Genomic DNA, 15,733 nt, shown 5'->3' with positions numbered 1-15,733 from the left:
CTGACGCCGCTCCTACAGTTCTTCTCGTCTGACACTCAAGCTTGAAGCAACAGCAAAAGCTTTAAAGGCTTTCGCCCTTTCGGGCGAGTTACTTTTCTTTGCTCGCGCAAAGAAAAGTAACCAAAAGAAAGCGCGCCCTGCCTTCGCGCCCTCCGCGCTGCGCGCTCCGGGTCCGCGTCCATCACGGGGATCCGCGGAAGGGGCATCCTGCCCCTGCCGCGGACGGCGTACATCCATGTACGCCGCCCTTCGGGTTTTTCCCCGCGATGGCCGCCGCTTCGGAAGGGAACCCGGTAAGGCAAAAGCAACATCAACATCCGGAGCAAGAGCAACGTCAGGAGCAAAAGCAAAAGCAAAAGCGACAGCAACGGCAACGGCAACGGCAACGGCGACGGTGATGTTCTGGCTGGCTGACGCGAATCGCCCACTACACGTTCAACAACAAAAACTCCCGCTCCCACGAGCTGATCACCCGGAAGAACGTCTCGTACTCCTTGCGCTTGACCGAAATGTACGCCCGCACGAAACGCGGCCCCAGCAACTCCTGCAACGGCGCACAACGCTCCAACTCGTCCAACGCCTCGCCCAGCGAGCGCGGCAACTGATAGCCCATCTCCTTGCCGCTACCCGTGGTCGGCTCGGTCGGCTCAAGCTTCTCGCGGATTCCGAGCAAGCCGCAGGCCAGCGTCGCCGCCATCGCCAGGTAGGGATTGGCGTCGGAACCGGCGAAACGACTCTCCACGCGCATGTTCTCGATCGTGTCGATCGGCACACGCAGGCCGCAGGTGCGGTTGTCGAAGCCCCACAGCACATTGCTCGGCGACACCTCGCCGAACATCAGCCGGCGGTACGAATTGACGTTGGGCGCGAAGAACGCCATCGCCATCGGCACGTACTTCTGCAGGCCCGCCAGGTAATGGGCGAAGGTACGGCTGTACTCGCCGGCGCGGCGGCCGCTGAAGACGTTCTTGCCGTGCTTGTCCACCAGGCTCTGGTGGATGTGCATCGCACTGCCCGGCTCGTTCTCCATCGGCTTGGCCAGGAAGGTGGCGTAGACACCGTGGCGCAGCGCCGCCTCGCGCATGGTGCGCTTGAACAGGAACACCTGGTCGGCGCGCGACAGCGCGTCGTCGTGGGTGAAGTTGACCTCCAGCTGCGCCGCGCCGGATTCGTGGATCAGCGTGTCCACGTCCAGCTCCATCGCGTCGCAATAGTCGTACATCAGGTCCAGGATCGGATCGAACTCGTTGACCGCGTCGATCGAGTACGACTGCCGTGCCGTCTCCGGCCGGCCCGAGCGGCCGGCCGGCGGCAGCAACGGAAAGTCCGGGTCGGTGTTCTTCTGCACCAGGAAGAACTCCAGCTCCGGCGCCACCACCGGCTTGCAGCCGATCGCCGCATACGCCTCCAGCACCCCGCGCAGCACGTTGCGCGGCGCCAGTTCGTGCGGCTGGCCTTCCTTGGTATAGCAATCGTGGATCACCTGCGCGGTGGGGTCGGCGGCCCACGGCACCATGCGCACCGTGTCCGGGTCCGGGCGCAGCTGCATGTCCGAATCCGACGGCGAAGTCAGGTCGTAGTAGTCGTCCGGGTAGTCGCCGGTGACCGTGGTGGCGAAGATGCCCTCGGGCAGGCGCGTGCCGTAGTCGTGCGAGAACTTGGCGGCGGGAATGATCTTGCCGCGCGCGTTGCCGGTGATGTCCGGCACCAGGCACTCGACCTCGGTGATGTGGCGCTCCTTGAGCCAGCGCCGCAGCGAGCTTTCCTGCTGTTCCGGGGTGTGCTTGCGCGATCGGGGTCGACTGGCCATGGGAATCAGCGCCTGCGGCTGGCCGCATAGTGGCGACAGGCGTCGCCGAAGGATTGGAAGATGCCGAGATAGAACGGATCGTCGAGGACCCGCCACTCCGGATGCCATTGCACACCGAGCAGGAAACCGGGGCCGATGCCGCGGAAGGCCTCGATCAGCCCGTCCGGCGCCAGCGCCTCGACGATCAGGTCGCCGCCGAGCCGGGCCACGCCCTGGCCGTGCAGCGAGTTGACCCGCACCCGCCCGCGGCCGGCGATCTCCTCCAGCCAGCCGCCTTCGCTCAGCGCCACCTCGTGCGCCGGCGCGTACTGCGCCTCCAGCGGCGCCTGCGGATCCTCGCGATGATCGGACAGCCCCGGCTGCGCATGCACCTTCTGATACAGGGTGCCGCCGAGGGCGACGTTGACTTCCTGGAAGCCGCGGCAGATCGCCAGGATCGGCAGGCCCAGCGAGATCGCCTGCGGAATCAGGTCCAGCGTGTTGGCGTCGCGCGCCGGGTCATGCAGGTTGCCGAGCCAACTCGGCTCGTCGCTGTAATGGTGCGGCTCGATATTGCTGACCGCGCCGGTCAGCAGCAGGCCGTCGAGCCGCGTCAGCCAGGCGCGGGCGTCGACCGGCGGCTGCAGCGACGGCAGCAGCACCGGGGTCACCCCGGCCCCATCGACGGCGGCACGCAGATACTTTTCGCCCGCGGCCAGGAACGGATGCTGGCCGATGAGCTTGCGGTCGGTCGGCACGCCGACCAGGGGCGATACGGCCATGCGAAGAACTCGTGTGGCGTCCTCGCAAGTTACCGCGAGCGTTTTATTTTTACAACACGACACGCACTGGGACACGGCGCACAACGCACCTGCAGAGGCGCTGACCGGCGTGCACGATGCCGCAAAATCTCCTTCGTCATGCCGCAAAAGCGCAACACGGCCAGCGTGCCGCGCGAGCGAGCGTCGGCACGCCGCCTCCTGCCGCTGTTGAGTATTCTTGACGCCATGGCGCTCTGCTAAGCTCGAAGCACTCCCGCCGTCCGCCGCGATGACCCGCATGCACGACGCTCCGCTGCTGCCCCCGGACGATGCCCAGACCCTGCAGCGTATCGCCGGCTGCGAGCAGGTCGACCTGCTGCTGCCGGACTGCAACGGCCTGCTGCGCGGCAAGCGCATCGCCCGCGACGCGTTGGACAAGGTCTACCGCGACGGGGTGTGCCTGCCGATGTCGCTGATCGCCACCGACATCACCGGCAATACCGTCGAGGAAACCGGGCTGGGCTACGACATCGGCGACGAGGACCGGCTGTGTTTCCCGGTGCCGGGCAGTCTGCGGCCGGTGCCGTGGGCGCCGGTGCCGTCGGCGCAACTGCTGCTGGCGATGCAGGACGGCGCCGGCGGCGCGCTCGACTTCGCCCCGCGCCAGGTGCTGGCGCAGGTGCTGGCGCGCCTGCAGGCACGCGGGCTGACCCCGGTGATCGCGGTGGAGCTGGAGTTCTACCTGTTCGATCCGCACGCCGACGCGCACGGCCGCCCGCAGCCGCCGCTGCACGCCCACAGCGGACTGCGCAACGACAGCACCCAGGTCTATTACATGCAGGAACTGGACGACCAGCGCGGCTTCACCGATGCGGTCGCGCAGGCCTGCCGCGCGCAGGGCATCCCGGCCGACACCGCGGTCGCCGAATACGCGCCGGGCCAGTTCGAGATCAACCTCAAGCACCGCGCCGATGCGCTGGCCGCCTGCGACGATGCGGTGCTGCTCAAGCGTGCGATCAAGGCGATCGCGCAGCAGCAGGGCCTGCTCGCCAGCTTCATGGCCAAGCCTTTCGCCGCGCAATCCGGCAGCGGTCTGCACGTGCACGTGAGCCTGCTCGACGATGGCGGCCACAACGTGTTCGCTTGCACCCCGCAGGCGCCGGCCGCGCCGCTGCGCCATGCCATCGGCGGATTGCAGCACAGCGCCGAGGACTGCCTGCTGCTGTTCGCCCCGCACGCCAACAGCTACCGGCGCTTCGTCGCCAATGCCTTCGTCCCGCTCAACGACAGCTGGGGCTTCAACAACCGCACCGTGGCGATGCGGGTGCCGCACAGCGACCCGGCCAACACCCGCATCGAGCACCGCATCGCCGGCGCCGACGCCAACCCCTACCTGGTCGTCGCGGCGGTGCTGGCCGGCATCGAACACGGCCTGGCGCAGGGCCTAGACCCCGGCCCGCCGACCCAGGGCAACGCCTACGCGCAACACGCCGCACGCGAACCGGACTGGCGCAGCGCGATCGCCCGCTTCCTGGACAGCGACTTCGCCGCCACCGCGTTCGGCACACGTTTCCGGCATATCTATGGCCAGCAGAAACGCCGCGAGCTGCTGGACTTCCAGGCGCAGGTCAGCGATGTGGACTATCGCTGGTATTTGCGCACGGTTTGAAGGCTGGGAATCGGGAATGGTGAATCGGGAATCGAAAGCAGCGAGCGCGAAAGCGTCTGGAGCCCAGGACATGGTGCGCCTGGGCCATCACTGCAGTTCGCCGCCATGACCGGCGCTTCTCCCGTTCCCCATTCCCGAGTCCCCATTCCCGGCGCGTCCTGGTACCTCGACAGCGCCGCACCATTCCCGAAACAGGAACCATTACGAGGCCAGGTGCGCGCCGACGTGTGCATCCTCGGTGCCGGCTATACCGGGCTGAGTGCGGCGCTGGCCCTGGCCGAGGCCGGGTATCGGGTGGTGGTGCTGGAGGCGCAGCGGGTCGGCTGGGGTGCGTCCGGGCGCAACGGCGGCCAGGCCATCGTCGGCTACGGCTGCGAGCAGCACACCCTGGAAGCCCTGCTCGGCCAGGACGATGCGCGGCTGCTGTTCGACTTCTCCCGCGACGGCATGCAGTTGCTGCGTACCCGCATCGCCCGCCATGGCATCGCCTGCGACTGGCGCGACGGCCATGCGCACGTGGCGATCAAGCCGCGCCAGGAACGCGCCTTGCGCGCCGGCATCATCGAGATGGCGCAGCGCTACGACTATTCGCTGCAATGGTGGGACCGCGCGCAGTTGCAGTCGCAGTTGCGCAGCCCACGCTACCTGGGGGCGATGTATGACGCGGCCAGCGGCCACCTGCATCCGCTGGACTACGCGCGCGGCCTGGCGCGGGCGGCGCTGGCGGCCGGGGTGCGCATTTACGAGCAGACGCCGGTCACGCAACTGGTGCGCGGCGCGCGACCGATCCTGCGCAGCGCGCACGGCGAGGTCGAGGGCGAGTTCGCCATCCTCGCCGGCAATGCCTGGCTGCGCGGCATCGCCCCGGAGCTGGAATCGCGGATCATGCCGGTCGGCACCTACATCGGCGCAAGCGCGCCGCTGGGCGAGGCGCTGGCCCGCGAACTGATCGGCAACGACATGGCGGTGGCCGACGTCAACTGGGCGCTGGACTACTTCCGCCTCAGCCGCGACCACCGGCTGCTGTTCGGCGGCCGCGCCAGCTATTCGTCGCTGCCGCCGCCCGGCCTGCGCGGGGTGCTGACCCGGCGCATGCGCCGGGTGTTCCCGCAACTGCGCCAGGTCGAGATGGACTCGGTGTGGGGCGGCTACGTCGACATCACCCGCAACCGCGCCCCGCATTGGGGCCGGCTGACCCCGAACGTGTACTTCGCGCAGGGCTTCTCCGGTCATGGCGTGGCCGCCACCGGCCTGGCCGGCGCGGTCATCGCCGCGGCGATCGCCGGGCAAGCGCAGCGGCTGGACGTGTTCGCACGGATCCCACACGCGCCCTTTCCCGGCGGCCGCCTGCTGCGCACGCCGCTGCTGGTGGCGGCGATGTCCTGGTACAAGCTGCGCGACGCGCTCTGGTAGCCAGCGACGCACCCACGCCGCCCTCAAGTTTGCGCGCGCACGGCCGCTAACCGGGTTCCATTCCTGGATTGCCGCCCGCGAGGCATGCATGTCGCACCCGTTGTCGATCGCCCCGATCGCCCCCGACGGCAGCCCCGCACAGCAGCGCATCCTGCTGGTGGAAAACTCGCGCACCTTCACCGACCTGCTGCGCGCGGCGATCGAGCAACGGGTCGAACTGCCGGTCGTGGTGGTCTCCACCCTGGCCGAGGCCGCCGCCGCCCTGGATGACGGCGGCCCCTGGTTCCTGGCGCTGACCGGGCTGGTGCTGGCCGATGGCGACCGCGACACCGTCGTGGACTTCTTCGTCGCGCGCGGGCTGCCCACCGTGGTGGTCAGCGGGGTCTACGACGAGAGCCTGCGCAAGCGCATCCTGACCCAGCAGATCATCGACTTCGTCCTGAAGAACGCGCCGGACAGCATCGACTACTTGGCCTGGCTGGTGCAGCGACTGGCGCGCAACCGGTCCATCACCGCGCTGGTGGTGGACGACTCGCCGTCGGCGCGCGCCTACGCCGCCTCCCTGCTGTCGATGTACGGCTACCGCGTGGTCGAGGCCGCCGACGGTGCCGCCGGGCTGCGCGCGATCGAGGCCAATCCGTCCATCCGCCTGGCAGTGGTGGACCAGGAAATGCCGGGCATGGAAGGCGTGGAATTCACCCGCCGGCTGCGCGCATTGCGCGCGCGCGACATGCTGGCGGTGATCGGCCTGTCCGGCAATAACGACCCGTCGCTGGTACCGCGCTTCCTCAAGAACGGCGCCAACGACTTCCTGCGCAAGCCCTTCTCGCGCGAGGAGTTCTTCTGCCGGGTCTCGCAGAACGTGGATCAGCTGGAGCTGATCGGCACCCTGCAGGACCTGGCGACACGCGACTTCCTCACCAGCCTGCCCAACCGCCGGCACTTCCTCGAACAGAGCCAGCGCGTGCTGGCGAAGTGGCTGGCGCGGCAGGAGCCGGTCTGCGTGGCGATGCTCGACATCGACCACTTCAAGCACATCAACGACACCTTCGGCCACGAGGCCGGCGACGAAGCGCTGCGCGCGGTGGCGGCGACCCTGGCCGCGCACGCGCGCCCGCAGGACATGGTGGCGCGCTTCGGCGGCGAGGAATTCTGCATGTTGGTGCCGGGCCTGGCCCCCGCCGCGGCCGCCGATTACTTCGAAACCCTGCGCGCGCGCATCGCCGACCTCGCGATTCCGCTGGGCACGCAGACGCTGCGTCTCACCATCAGCATCGGCGTCAGCAGCAGCGGTCCGCAGCGGCAGACCCTGCATCCGCTGCTGACCGAGGCCGACAAGTACCTGTACCTGGCCAAGGCCGGCGGCCGCAACCGGGTCGAACACGCGCCGCCGGCGGAGCCGGCGCTCAGCGACGCGGCCGCCTGATCGCCAGCAGGGCCAGCAAGGTCAGCAGCGCCGCCGCGCTGAGGTAGTAGCCCACCCACGGCAGGCCGTAGTGCGTGGCCAGCCACACCGCCACGTACGGCGCCGGCGCCGCGCCGATGATGCCGGCCAGGTTGAACGCCAGCGAGGCGCCGGTGTAGCGCACCGGCACCGGATACAGTTCGGCCAGCAGCGTGCCGCAGGGGCCGTAGGTCAGGCCCATGAAGAAGAATCCCAGCGCCAGGAAGCCCAGCACCTGCCAGGGCTGCCCGGCCTGGAACAGCGGCGCGAAGAACAGCCCGAACGCGACGATGGCCACACTGGCCACCAGCATCGCCGGGCGCGTGCCGCGACGGTCGCCGTACCAGGCCGACAACGGGATGCCGGCGGCGAAGAACAGGATGCCGACCATCTGCAGCAGCAGGAACTGCTCGCGGCTGTAGTGCAGCGTGGTGGTGCCGTAGCCCAGCGCGAACACCGTCATCAGGTAGAACAGCACGAAGGTCGCCAGCACCGCGAACGTGCCCAGCAGCGTCGCGCCGATGTGCTGCGAGAGCACCGTCTGCATCGGCAGGCGCACGCGTTCGTTGCGGTCCAGGGCGCGCTGGAAGTCCGGGGTCTCGTGGATGCGCAGGCGCACCCACAGCCCGGTGATCACCAGCAGGGCGCTGGCGACGAACGGAATGCGCCAGCCCCAGCGCAGGAACTGCGCCTCGTCCAGCAGCGCGCCCAGCAGCAGGAAGATGCCCGAACACAGCAGGAAGCCCAGCGGCGCGCCCAGCTGCGGGAACATGCCGTACCAGGCGCGCTTGCCCGGCGGCGCGTTCTCGGTGGCCAGCAGCACCGCCCCGCCCCACTCACCGCCCAGGCCCAGGCCCTGGCCGAAGCGGCACAGCACCAGCAGTGCCGGCGCCCACAGGCCGATCCGTTCGTAGCCGGGGAGCAGGCCGATCAGCACGGTGGACAGGCCCATGGTCAGCAGCGCCGCGACCAGGGTGGCCTTGCGGCCGATGCGGTCGCCGAAATGGCCGAACAGCGCCGATCCCAGCGGCCGCGCGACGAAGGCCACGGCGAAGGTCGCCAGCGACTGCAATTGCGCCGCATCGGCATCGCCTTCGGGGAAGAACAGCTTGGGGAACACCAGCACCGCAGCGGTGGCGTAGATGTAGAAGTCGAAGAACTCGATGGTGGTGCCGACCAGGCTGGCCAGCAGCACGCGACGCGGCGAGTTGACGGGCGGAACGGGAGACGCGGCAACGGTCATGGAGGCGACATCGACGGGAAAGCCGTCAGATCATGGCAGCCCGGTCACGGCTTGTCTCCCGCCACCACGCCGCCACTCAGGAAGGCAACTGCGCGCGACCGGCAGCGGTCAGCACCGCGATCTCGCGTTCGCCGCGACGCTCCACCCGCACCCAGCCCGGCCCCGGCTGCCCGGCGAGTTCGGCATCGCCGAGCCAGGCCAGCGTGCGCAGCAGCACGCTCATGCGCACGTCCAGGCGCTTGCACACACGCGCCAGCGCCATGCCGTCCGGCGCCTCGGCCAGCAATCGCAACAGACGCGTGGTCAGCAGCGGATCAGCGGACAAGCGCCACACCGATGTCGCGCGGCGCCGCCGCAGCGGCGTCGGCCAGATGCGCAGTGACCACCACCGGAATCGATTTGGAGGTCGGCGTGCGCGCCTCGTCGGCGAAGCTGGACAAGGGCACCAGCGCATTGGTTTCGGGGTAATAGGCCGCCAGGCAGCCACGCGGGATGTTGTACTCGACCAGCAGGAAGCGCTTGGCCTGGCGCGGCACGCCGTCCTCGCAGAGGCTGTGCAGGTCCACCCAGTCGCCGGCGCGCATGCCCAGGTCGGCGATATCGGCGGCGTTGATGAACAGCACGCGGCGCTCGCCGAACACGCCGCGGTAGCGGTCGTCCAGGCCGTAGATGGTGGTGTTGTACTGGTCGTGCGAGCGCGTGGTCGCCAGGGTGAACACCAGTTGCCCGGGGTGCTGACGGCGCGCGCGGTGGATCGGATTGTCGGTGGGCACCGCATGCACCTTGAACACCGCGCGGCCCTCCGGCGTGTCCCATTCGCGGTCGCGCGCGCCGTTGGACAGGCGGAAGCCGCCCGGCACCCGCACCCGCACGTTGAAGTCGGCAAAGTCGTCGAACATCTGCCCGATCAGGTCGCGGATGCGGTCGTAGTCGGCCACCAGCCAGCGCCAGCGTATCGCGCTGCGCGCCCCCAGCGTGGCCTCGGCCAGCCGCGCCACGATCGCCGGCTCGGACAGCAACTGCGGCGAGGCCGGCGGATTGATGCCGCCGGACAGGTGCACCATGCTCATCGAATCCTCGACGCTGACGTGCTGCGGCCCGCCCTCCTGGATGTCGATCTCGGTGCGGCCCAGGCACGGCAGGATCAGCGCGTCGCGGCCATGCACCAGATGGCTGCGGTTGAGCTTGGTGGTGACGTGCACGGTGAGATCGCAGCGGCGCAGCGCGCGATGGGTCGCGTCGGTATCGGGCGTGGCGGTGGCGAAATTGCCGCCCATGGCGAAGAACACCTTGGCGCGGCCGTCAGCCATCGCCTCGATCGCACCGACCGTGTCGTAACCGGGCGCGCGCGGCGGGGCGAAGCCGAACACCGCCTGCAGCCGGTCCAGGAACGCTTCCGGCGGCTTCTCGTAGATCATCATCGTGCGGTCGCCCTGCACGTTGCTGTGGCCGCGCACCGGGCAGGCGCCGGCGCCGGGACGGCCGAGATGGCCGCGCAGCAGCAGCAGGTTGGCGATCATCTGGATGGTCGCCACCGAATGCTTGTGCTGGGTGATGCCCATGCCCCAGCAGGCGATCAGCCGCTCGGCCTTGAGGTAGATCTCGCCGGCCTTGCGCAGTTCGGCTTCGCTCAGCCCGGACTCCTCGACGATGGTGTCCCACGGCTCGGCCGCGACCTCGGCGGCGAAGGCCTCGAAGCCGACGGTATGGCCGGCGATGAACTCCAGGTCCAGCAGCCGCGGCTGGCCACTGCTGGCCGCCTCGGCGTCGCGCTCCAGCACATGCTTGATGATGCCCTTCACCGCCGCCAGGTCGCCGCCGATCTTGAGCTGGAAATAGTCCGAGGAGATGCGCGTGGAGCCGTTGTGCAGCATCTGCAGCTTGTCCTGCGGATCGGCGAACTTCTCCAGGCCGCGTTCGCGCAGCGGATTGAACGAGACGATCGCCGCGCCGCGCTTGGCCGCCTGGCGCAGTTCGCCGAGCATGCGCGGATGGTTGGTGCCGGGGTTCTGGCCGAAGATGAAGATCGCATCGGCCAGTTCGAAATCCTGCAGCGACACGGTGCCCTTGCCGACCCCGATCTGCGCCTTGAGCGCGGTGCCGGACGGCTCGTGGCACATGTTGGAGCAGTCCGGGAAGTTGTTGGTGCCGAACTCGCGCACGAACAGCTGGTACAGGAACGCGGCCTCGTTGCTGGTGCGGCCGGAGGTGTAGAAGATCGCCTCGTTCGGCGAGGCCAGGCCATTGAGGTGCCGGGCGATCAGCGCGAACGCGTCGTCCCAGTCGATCGGCACGTAGTGGTCGGTGTCGGCGTCGTAGCGCAGCGGCTGGGTCAGCCGGCCCTGCCCTTCCAGCCAGTAGTCGCTGTAGCGGGCCAGTTGCGCGACGCTGTGCTGGGCGAACAGCTCGGGGGTGGCGCGGCGTGCGGTGGATTCGGCGGCCACCGCCTTGGCGCCGTTCTCGCAGAATTCGAAGGTGGAGGTGTGGTCGCGGTCGGGCCAGGCGCAGCCGGGGCAGTCGAAGCCGTCGGGCTGGTTGACGTGCAGCAGGGTCTTGGCGCCCTGCACCGCCACGTCCTGCTCCATCAGGTGCTTGGCCACCGCGCGCAACGCCCCCCAACCGCCGGCCGGTTGCGTGTAGGGCTGGATGGTCTTCTTGCTCATGCGGGCTCTCCGGCGGGTTCTGTGTGCGCTAGGCGCTGCGGATGGCTGTAGACGACGTAATCGTGATCGCGGGCGAAGCCGATCAGGGTGAGGCCGGCGCTGTCGGCGAGCGCGATGGCCAGCGCGGTGGGCGCGGAAATGGCGGCCAGCAACGGGATACCGGCCTGCGTGGCCTTCATTGCCATTTCGTAGCTGGCACGGCTGGTGACCACCGCGAAGCCGGCGCCCGGATCGAGGCCGGCGCCCGGATCGAGGCCGGCGCCGGCCAGCGCGCCGATCAGCTTGTCCAGCGCGTTGTGGCGGCCGACGTCTTCGCGGATCAGCAGCAGCTCGCCGCGCGCGTCGGCCCAGGCCGCGGCATGGGTGGCGCCGGTCAGCGCGTTGAGGGTCTGCTGCGCGCGCAGCGCGCGAAGCGCCTGGGCCAGCGCCGCGGGCGCGATCGGGGTACCGGCCGGCACCGGCCGCGGCGCACGCAACACCGCCTCCAGCGATTCGCTGCCGCACACGCCGCAGCCGCTGCGCCCATCCAGGTTGCGGCGCCGCGCCTGTAATGCCGCCGCCTGCGCTGGCGGAACCTGCAGGCGCAGCGACACGCCTTCCAGATAGGTTTCCACCGCCTCGATGCGCAATTGCGCCGGCGTCGCGACGATGCCCTCGCTGAGCGAGAAGCCCAGCGCGAAATCCTCCAGGTCTTCCGGCGTGGCCATCATCACCACGAACGGCGTGTCGTTGTAGGCGAACGCCACCGGCACCTCGGCCGCGACCAGGTCCTGGGCGACGGCCGTGCGCCCGTCGCGGTGGCGACGCACGCCGCGCGCGACCGCACCTGGCCTGGATGACGCACCCGAATACATCGCGACCCTCCGGACTCAGTGGAACAGCACGAACGCATTCTGCCGTGCGACGGGGATGCCGGGGCACTCCCGTCGCTCGGCCGCACCATGGGCAGCGGTGACCGCCGTCGGCGACAGTGCCGCACGCCGGAAGGCCTTCCGCGGCTGCCGCCTCCCCGCGTCAGCCCACGACCAGCTTCATGCGGGCGCCGATCGGACACGCCTTGCTACCCGCCAAGGATGCTACAGCGTCGTGTTGTACACCTGTGAGGGCGGCAGGCCAATCGCCACTGGCAGCGCGGGTGACGCCCTGCCAACCCGACCCACGCACGTGTGGGCCGAAGCGCCGGCCAGCGCCTGGCCCAGCCGCACGGTCGCCCGCGCGCGTGGGCACGCTGCCGTTTCCAAGCGCCCGCGCAGGCACACCCAGCGACCCGCGACGGATGCCGCCCCCTTTCAACAGCCGCGCCCCCACCCGACTGCGATCGGCGCCGCGGCGCGCGGCAGGCGCCTTTCCTTGTGCGCTGCAAGAAGCCCCAGCGCAAGCCGCGTCGTGGCGACGCACGCCGCCGCCACGTCGCGCTGCCGCCATCCCCCGCCGGTCGGGTAGGCTGGCGGCCCCACGTTTGCGAAACCGTCCCCCATGCCCACCCCGTTCCGCCTCTGCCTTGCCGCCGGCCTTGGGCTGCTCGGCACCCACACCGCCAACGCCGCCGACCTGCCCGCCGATGTGCTGCGCCAGGTGCCGGCCGGCTACCTGCCGCTGGCGCAGCTGCAGGCCGATCTCGATGGCGACGGCCGCGCCGATTATCTGGTCGCGCTGCAGCAGCGCGGCGAGGCGCAGCGCGATCCGGCCCCGGCGCGACCGCTGCTGATCTTCGTGCAGCAGGGCGACGGCCACTACCGGCTGGCGGCGCGGAACGACCGGGTGATCCTCAAGCGTGACGAGGGCGGCCAGTGCGATCCGTTCACCGATGGCGACGAACCGTTCGCCGCCAAGGGTCGCTACTTCACCGTGCAGAACGGGGTCTCCTGCGGCCAGCACTGGACCGACTTCATCACCTTCCGCTACGACGCGCAGCGCAAGCAGTGGCTGTTCCACAAGCGCATCCAGCAGCGCTGGGAAATGAACCCCAATCCTTCGCCCGACGCCGAGGCGCTGGTCAAGGACGGCGAGCAGGTGCAATCGGCCGATCCGCGGCATCCGGTGGCTTTCCCCGACTACGTGCCGCGCTGAGGCGCGGACGCGCCGCGGCGGCGGCACGGCATTGCTACCGAGACGCGCCGCCCGGCCCGGCGCTGCGGCGCGCATGCCGGACCGGGCACCGGTCGAATGCCGGGTCCGAATACGGCCAGCGCGGGATCGCGGCGAGCGGCACGCTGCGCGCTCCATCCGTTCCTGGAGCGCCCATGTCCAGCTTCCGCTGCGTCGGCCTGCCGGCCGCTGCGTTCGACCCGCTGTTCGATCTCGACGACGCACAGCTGCAGGCACGTCACGCGCGGCGCCTCCGCGCCGACAGCGCGCTCGGCTATCCCTGCCGGATCAGCCTGGAGGACGCGCGGCCCGGCGAGGAACTGCTGTTGCTGCACTACCTGCACCAACCCGCGCAGACCCCGTACCGCGCCGCCGGCCCGATCTACGTGCGCCGCCACGTCGCCACCGCCACACCGGCGCCGGGCGAAGTACCCGATGCCATCGTCCGCCGCCTGATCTCGCTGCGCGGTTACGACGCCGGCGACATGCTGATCGCCGCCGACGTGCAGCCGGGCGAACGCATCGCCACCGCGATCGCCTGCGCCTTCGCCGACCCGCAGGTGCATTACCTGCACCTGCATCATGCGCGGCAGGGCTGTTTCGCGTGCCGGGTGGAGCGGGAGCCGGGATTGGGGAGTCGGGATCGGGGATGAGTGGCTGCGCCGCGACCTGGAACGCACCCGGCGTTGCAGGAGCGGCTTCAGCCGCGATGAGCACTACCGGAAACGCCCATCGCCGCTGAAGACGCTCCTACGACATCCGCAGACGCAACCCCGCTTTTCACCAATCCCGAATCCCAAATCCCCACTCCCCGCTACTCACCCAGATTGATCCACGTCGCCTTCATCTCCGTGTACTTGTCGAAGGCATGCAGCGACTTGTCGCGGCCGTTGCCCGATTGCTTGTAGCCGCCGAACGGGGCGGTCATGTCGCCGCCATCCCAGTAGTTCACCCACACGCTGCCGGCGCGCAGCTTGCGCGCCACGCGGTGCGCGCGGCCGATGTCGCGGGTCCACACGCCCGCCGCCAGGCCGTAGTCGCTGTCGTTGGCCATGCGCAGGGCGTGCGTCTCGTCGTCGAAGGCGATCACCGACAGCACCGGGCCGAAGATCTCCTCGCGGGCGATGGTGTGTTCGTGGCCGACCTCGTCGAAGATGGTCGGCTCCACGTAGCAGCCGCCGGGCACCACCTCCACGCGCTTGCCGCCGAGCAGCAGGCGTGCGCCTTCGGCGTTGCCGCGGGCGATGTAGTCGAGCACGCGGTGGGTCTGGGTCTCGTCCACCAGCGCGCCCATCGCCGCGTCGTCGTCGAACGGATGCCGCGGCTGCAGCGCGCGGCCGGCGGCGACCACACGCTCGACGAAGGCATCCTTGATCGAGCGTTGCACCAATAGACGCGAGGCCGCGGTGCAGACCTCGCCCTGGTTGTAGAAGATCGCCATCGCCGACGCCTGCGCCGCCTGTTCCAGGTCCGGCGCATCGGCGAACACCAGGTTCGGGCTCTTGCCGCCGCATTCCATGTATGCGCGCTTCATGTTCGACAGCCCGGCGCATTGCAGCAGGCGCCGCCCGACCGCGGTGGACCCGGTGAACACCAGCCCGTCCACGTCCATGTGCAGCGCCAGCGGCTCGCCGGCCCCCTTGCCGAAGCCCGGCACCACGTTGAACACGCCGTCGGGAATGCCCGCCTCGGCGACCAGTTCGGCCAGGCGCAACGCGCTCAGCGGCGATTTCTCCGACGGTTTCAGTACCACCGAGTTGCCGGCGGCCAGCGCCGGGGCGATCTTCCACGCGGCCATCAGCAGCGGGAAATTCCACGGCACGATCGCGCCGACCACGCCCAGCGGCTCGCGGGTGATCAGGCCCAGTTCGTCCTGTCCGGTCGGCGCCACTTCGCCGTAGAGCTTGTCCACCGCCTCGGCGGTCCAGGACAGGCAGCGCACCGTCGCCGCCAGGTCCACCGCGCGCGCATCGCGCACCGGCTTGCCCATGTCCAGCGATTCCAGCAAGGCCAGTTCGTCGGCATGGCGTTCGACCAGTTGGGCCAGCGCCAGCAGGGTCTTCTTGCGCTGCGCGGGCTTGGCCTGCGACCAGTGCCCCGCCTCGAAGCTGCGCCGCGCCGCGGCGACCGCGCGGTCGATGTCCGCGGCCTCGCCCTCGGCCACGCGGCCAAGCAGGCGGCCGTCGATCGGACTGATGCAGTCGAAGGTCTTGCCACTGGCGGCGTCGACGTAGCGGCCGTCGATGAAGGCCTGGGTCCGCGGACGCAGCGTGTCGGCCAGCGCCTGCCAGGCGTCGCGGGTGCGGGGTGCGGTCATCGGAAACTCCTGCTGCGGCGGAAGGATCGGAAGCACGCGACGGCCGGCGGCGGCGCGGCGCGCATGCGGCTCAGAAGGTGGCCGGCGTATTGGCGCTGACCAGCACCGCGGTCTCGCGGCCGACGTTGCGGAACCGGTGCGGCACCCGGCTTTCGAAATAGTAGCCCTCGCCCGCGCGCAGCACCCGCACCTGGCTGCCGACGGTGATCTCCACCTCGCCGGCCACCACCACCCCGCCCTCTTCGCCGTCGTGCACCAGCATCGCGCTGCCGGTGTCGCTGCCCGGCGGCATCACCTCGCGCAGGATGCACATCTGCCGCTGCGGGCGATGCTGGCCGACCAGGTA

The 15,733-nt window shown here is 69.8% G+C and carries 13 protein-coding genes; 5 read left to right on the top strand and 8 right to left on the bottom strand.

All coding sequences use genetic code 11. The annotated features are described in order from the left end of the window. Positions 1-427 precede the first annotated feature (427 nt). Positions 428-1,810 (bottom strand): glutamine synthetase family protein, encoded by a 1,383-nt coding sequence (locus CEK69_RS19735; RefSeq protein ID WP_017908479.1) that lies wholly within the window; start codon positions 1,808-1,810, stop codon positions 428-430. A 5-nt stretch (positions 1,811-1,815) separates the two neighbouring features. After that, positions 1,816-2,571 (bottom strand): gamma-glutamyl-gamma-aminobutyrate hydrolase family protein, encoded by a 756-nt coding sequence (locus CEK69_RS19730; protein ID WP_150411204.1) that lies wholly within the window; start codon positions 2,569-2,571, stop codon positions 1,816-1,818. Positions 2,572-2,839: 268 nt separating this feature from the next. On the opposite strand from CEK69_RS19730, the gene CEK69_RS19725 reads away from it, so the two are divergent. The 3 genes from CEK69_RS19725 to CEK69_RS19715 all read left to right on the top strand — a co-directional run bounded on the left by CEK69_RS19725 (position 2,840) and on the right by CEK69_RS19715 (position 7,058). Continuing rightward, positions 2,840-4,219: a glutamine synthetase family protein gene (locus tag CEK69_RS19725; RefSeq protein ID WP_152247510.1), complete on the top strand. Its 1,380-nt coding sequence runs from the start codon at positions 2,840-2,842 to the stop codon at positions 4,217-4,219. A gap of 105 nt (positions 4,220-4,324) precedes the next feature. Continuing rightward, on the top strand, positions 4,325-5,632 hold the full coding sequence (locus CEK69_RS19720) for an FAD-binding oxidoreductase (RefSeq protein ID WP_193314046.1): 1,308 nt from the start codon (positions 4,325-4,327) through the stop codon (positions 5,630-5,632). An 88-nt stretch (positions 5,633-5,720) separates the two neighbouring features. Then, complete coding sequence (locus CEK69_RS19715; protein ID WP_017908483.1) at positions 5,721-7,058, top strand: diguanylate cyclase; 1,338 nt, start codon at positions 5,721-5,723, stop codon at positions 7,056-7,058. Here the strand turns inward: CEK69_RS19715 and CEK69_RS19710 are convergent. From CEK69_RS19710 to fdhD, 4 genes are all read right to left on the bottom strand, one after another. After that, positions 7,039-8,319: an MFS transporter gene (locus tag CEK69_RS19710; RefSeq protein WP_152181758.1), complete on the bottom strand. Its 1,281-nt coding sequence runs from the start codon at positions 8,317-8,319 to the stop codon at positions 7,039-7,041. The genes CEK69_RS19715 and CEK69_RS19710 overlap by 20 nt on opposite strands. 76 nt (positions 8,320-8,395) lie before the next feature. Then, complete coding sequence (locus tag CEK69_RS19705; RefSeq protein ID WP_152247506.1) at positions 8,396-8,644, bottom strand: hypothetical protein; 249 nt, start codon at positions 8,642-8,644, stop codon at positions 8,396-8,398. Continuing rightward, positions 8,634-10,982 (bottom strand): FdhF/YdeP family oxidoreductase, encoded by a 2,349-nt coding sequence (locus CEK69_RS19700; protein WP_152247504.1) that lies wholly within the window; start codon positions 10,980-10,982, stop codon positions 8,634-8,636. The genes CEK69_RS19705 and CEK69_RS19700 overlap by 11 nt, the downstream gene beginning before the upstream one ends. Next, positions 10,979-11,836 (bottom strand): formate dehydrogenase accessory sulfurtransferase FdhD, encoded by an 858-nt coding sequence (gene fdhD, locus CEK69_RS19695; protein WP_152247502.1) that lies wholly within the window; start codon positions 11,834-11,836, stop codon positions 10,979-10,981. The genes CEK69_RS19700 and fdhD overlap by 4 nt, the downstream gene beginning before the upstream one ends. Before the next feature lie 622 nt (positions 11,837-12,458). Here fdhD and CEK69_RS19690 point away from each other — a divergent pair. Both CEK69_RS19690 and CEK69_RS19685 read left to right on the top strand, forming a co-directional pair. After that, positions 12,459-13,052 carry a hypothetical protein gene (locus CEK69_RS19690; RefSeq protein ID WP_152247500.1) on the top strand — a complete coding sequence of 198 codons (594 nt, stop codon included), beginning with the start codon at positions 12,459-12,461 and terminating at the stop codon, positions 13,050-13,052. A gap of 173 nt (positions 13,053-13,225) precedes the next feature. Next, positions 13,226-13,723, top strand: a complete 498-nt coding sequence (locus CEK69_RS19685; protein ID WP_152247498.1) for a DUF1203 domain-containing protein — start codon at positions 13,226-13,228, stop codon at positions 13,721-13,723. Positions 13,724-13,884: 161 nt separating this feature from the next. Here CEK69_RS19685 and CEK69_RS19680 read toward each other — a convergent pair whose 3' ends face one another. Continuing rightward, positions 13,885-15,387: an aldehyde dehydrogenase gene (locus tag CEK69_RS19680; RefSeq protein WP_152247496.1), complete on the bottom strand. Its 1,503-nt coding sequence runs from the start codon at positions 15,385-15,387 to the stop codon at positions 13,885-13,887. A 70-nt stretch (positions 15,388-15,457) separates the two neighbouring features. After that, positions 15,458-15,733, bottom strand: a 276-nt coding sequence (locus CEK69_RS19675; protein WP_152247494.1) for a cupin domain-containing protein, incomplete at its 5' end; no start/stop codon positions are given.

Source organism: Xanthomonas sp. LMG 12462 (genome assembly GCF_009192885.1).
Lineage (GTDB): Bacteria > Pseudomonadota > Gammaproteobacteria > Xanthomonadales > Xanthomonadaceae > Xanthomonas_A > Xanthomonas_A sontii.
This window is presented reverse-complemented; position numbering and strand designations above follow the sequence as displayed.

Bases quoted from the DNA above. Each gene is read 5' to 3' on its own strand.
- CEK69_RS19735 (WP_017908479.1), bottom strand. From the start codon at position 1,810: ATGGCCAGTCGACCCCGATCGCGCAAGCACACCCCGGAACAGCAGGAA.
- CEK69_RS19730 (WP_150411204.1), bottom strand. From the start codon at position 2,571: ATGGCCGTATCGCCCCTGGTCGGCGTGCCGACCGACCGCAAGCTCATC.
- CEK69_RS19725 (WP_152247510.1), top strand. From the start codon at position 2,840: ATGACCCGCATGCACGACGCTCCGCTGCTGCCCCCGGACGATGCCCAG.
- CEK69_RS19720 (WP_193314046.1), top strand. From the start codon at position 4,325: ATGACCGGCGCTTCTCCCGTTCCCCATTCCCGAGTCCCCATTCCCGGC.
- CEK69_RS19715 (WP_017908483.1), top strand. From the start codon at position 5,721: ATGTCGCACCCGTTGTCGATCGCCCCGATCGCCCCCGACGGCAGCCCC.
- CEK69_RS19710 (WP_152181758.1), bottom strand. From the start codon at position 8,319: ATGACCGTTGCCGCGTCTCCCGTTCCGCCCGTCAACTCGCCGCGTCGC.
- CEK69_RS19700 (WP_152247504.1), bottom strand. From the start codon at position 10,982: ATGAGCAAGAAGACCATCCAGCCCTACACGCAACCGGCCGGCGGTTGG.
- fdhD (WP_152247502.1), bottom strand. From the start codon at position 11,836: ATGTATTCGGGTGCGTCATCCAGGCCAGGTGCGGTCGCGCGCGGCGTG.
- CEK69_RS19690 (WP_152247500.1), top strand. From the start codon at position 12,459: ATGCCCACCCCGTTCCGCCTCTGCCTTGCCGCCGGCCTTGGGCTGCTC.
- CEK69_RS19685 (WP_152247498.1), top strand. From the start codon at position 13,226: ATGTCCAGCTTCCGCTGCGTCGGCCTGCCGGCCGCTGCGTTCGACCCG.
- CEK69_RS19680 (WP_152247496.1), bottom strand. From the start codon at position 15,387: ATGACCGCACCCCGCACCCGCGACGCCTGGCAGGCGCTGGCCGACACG.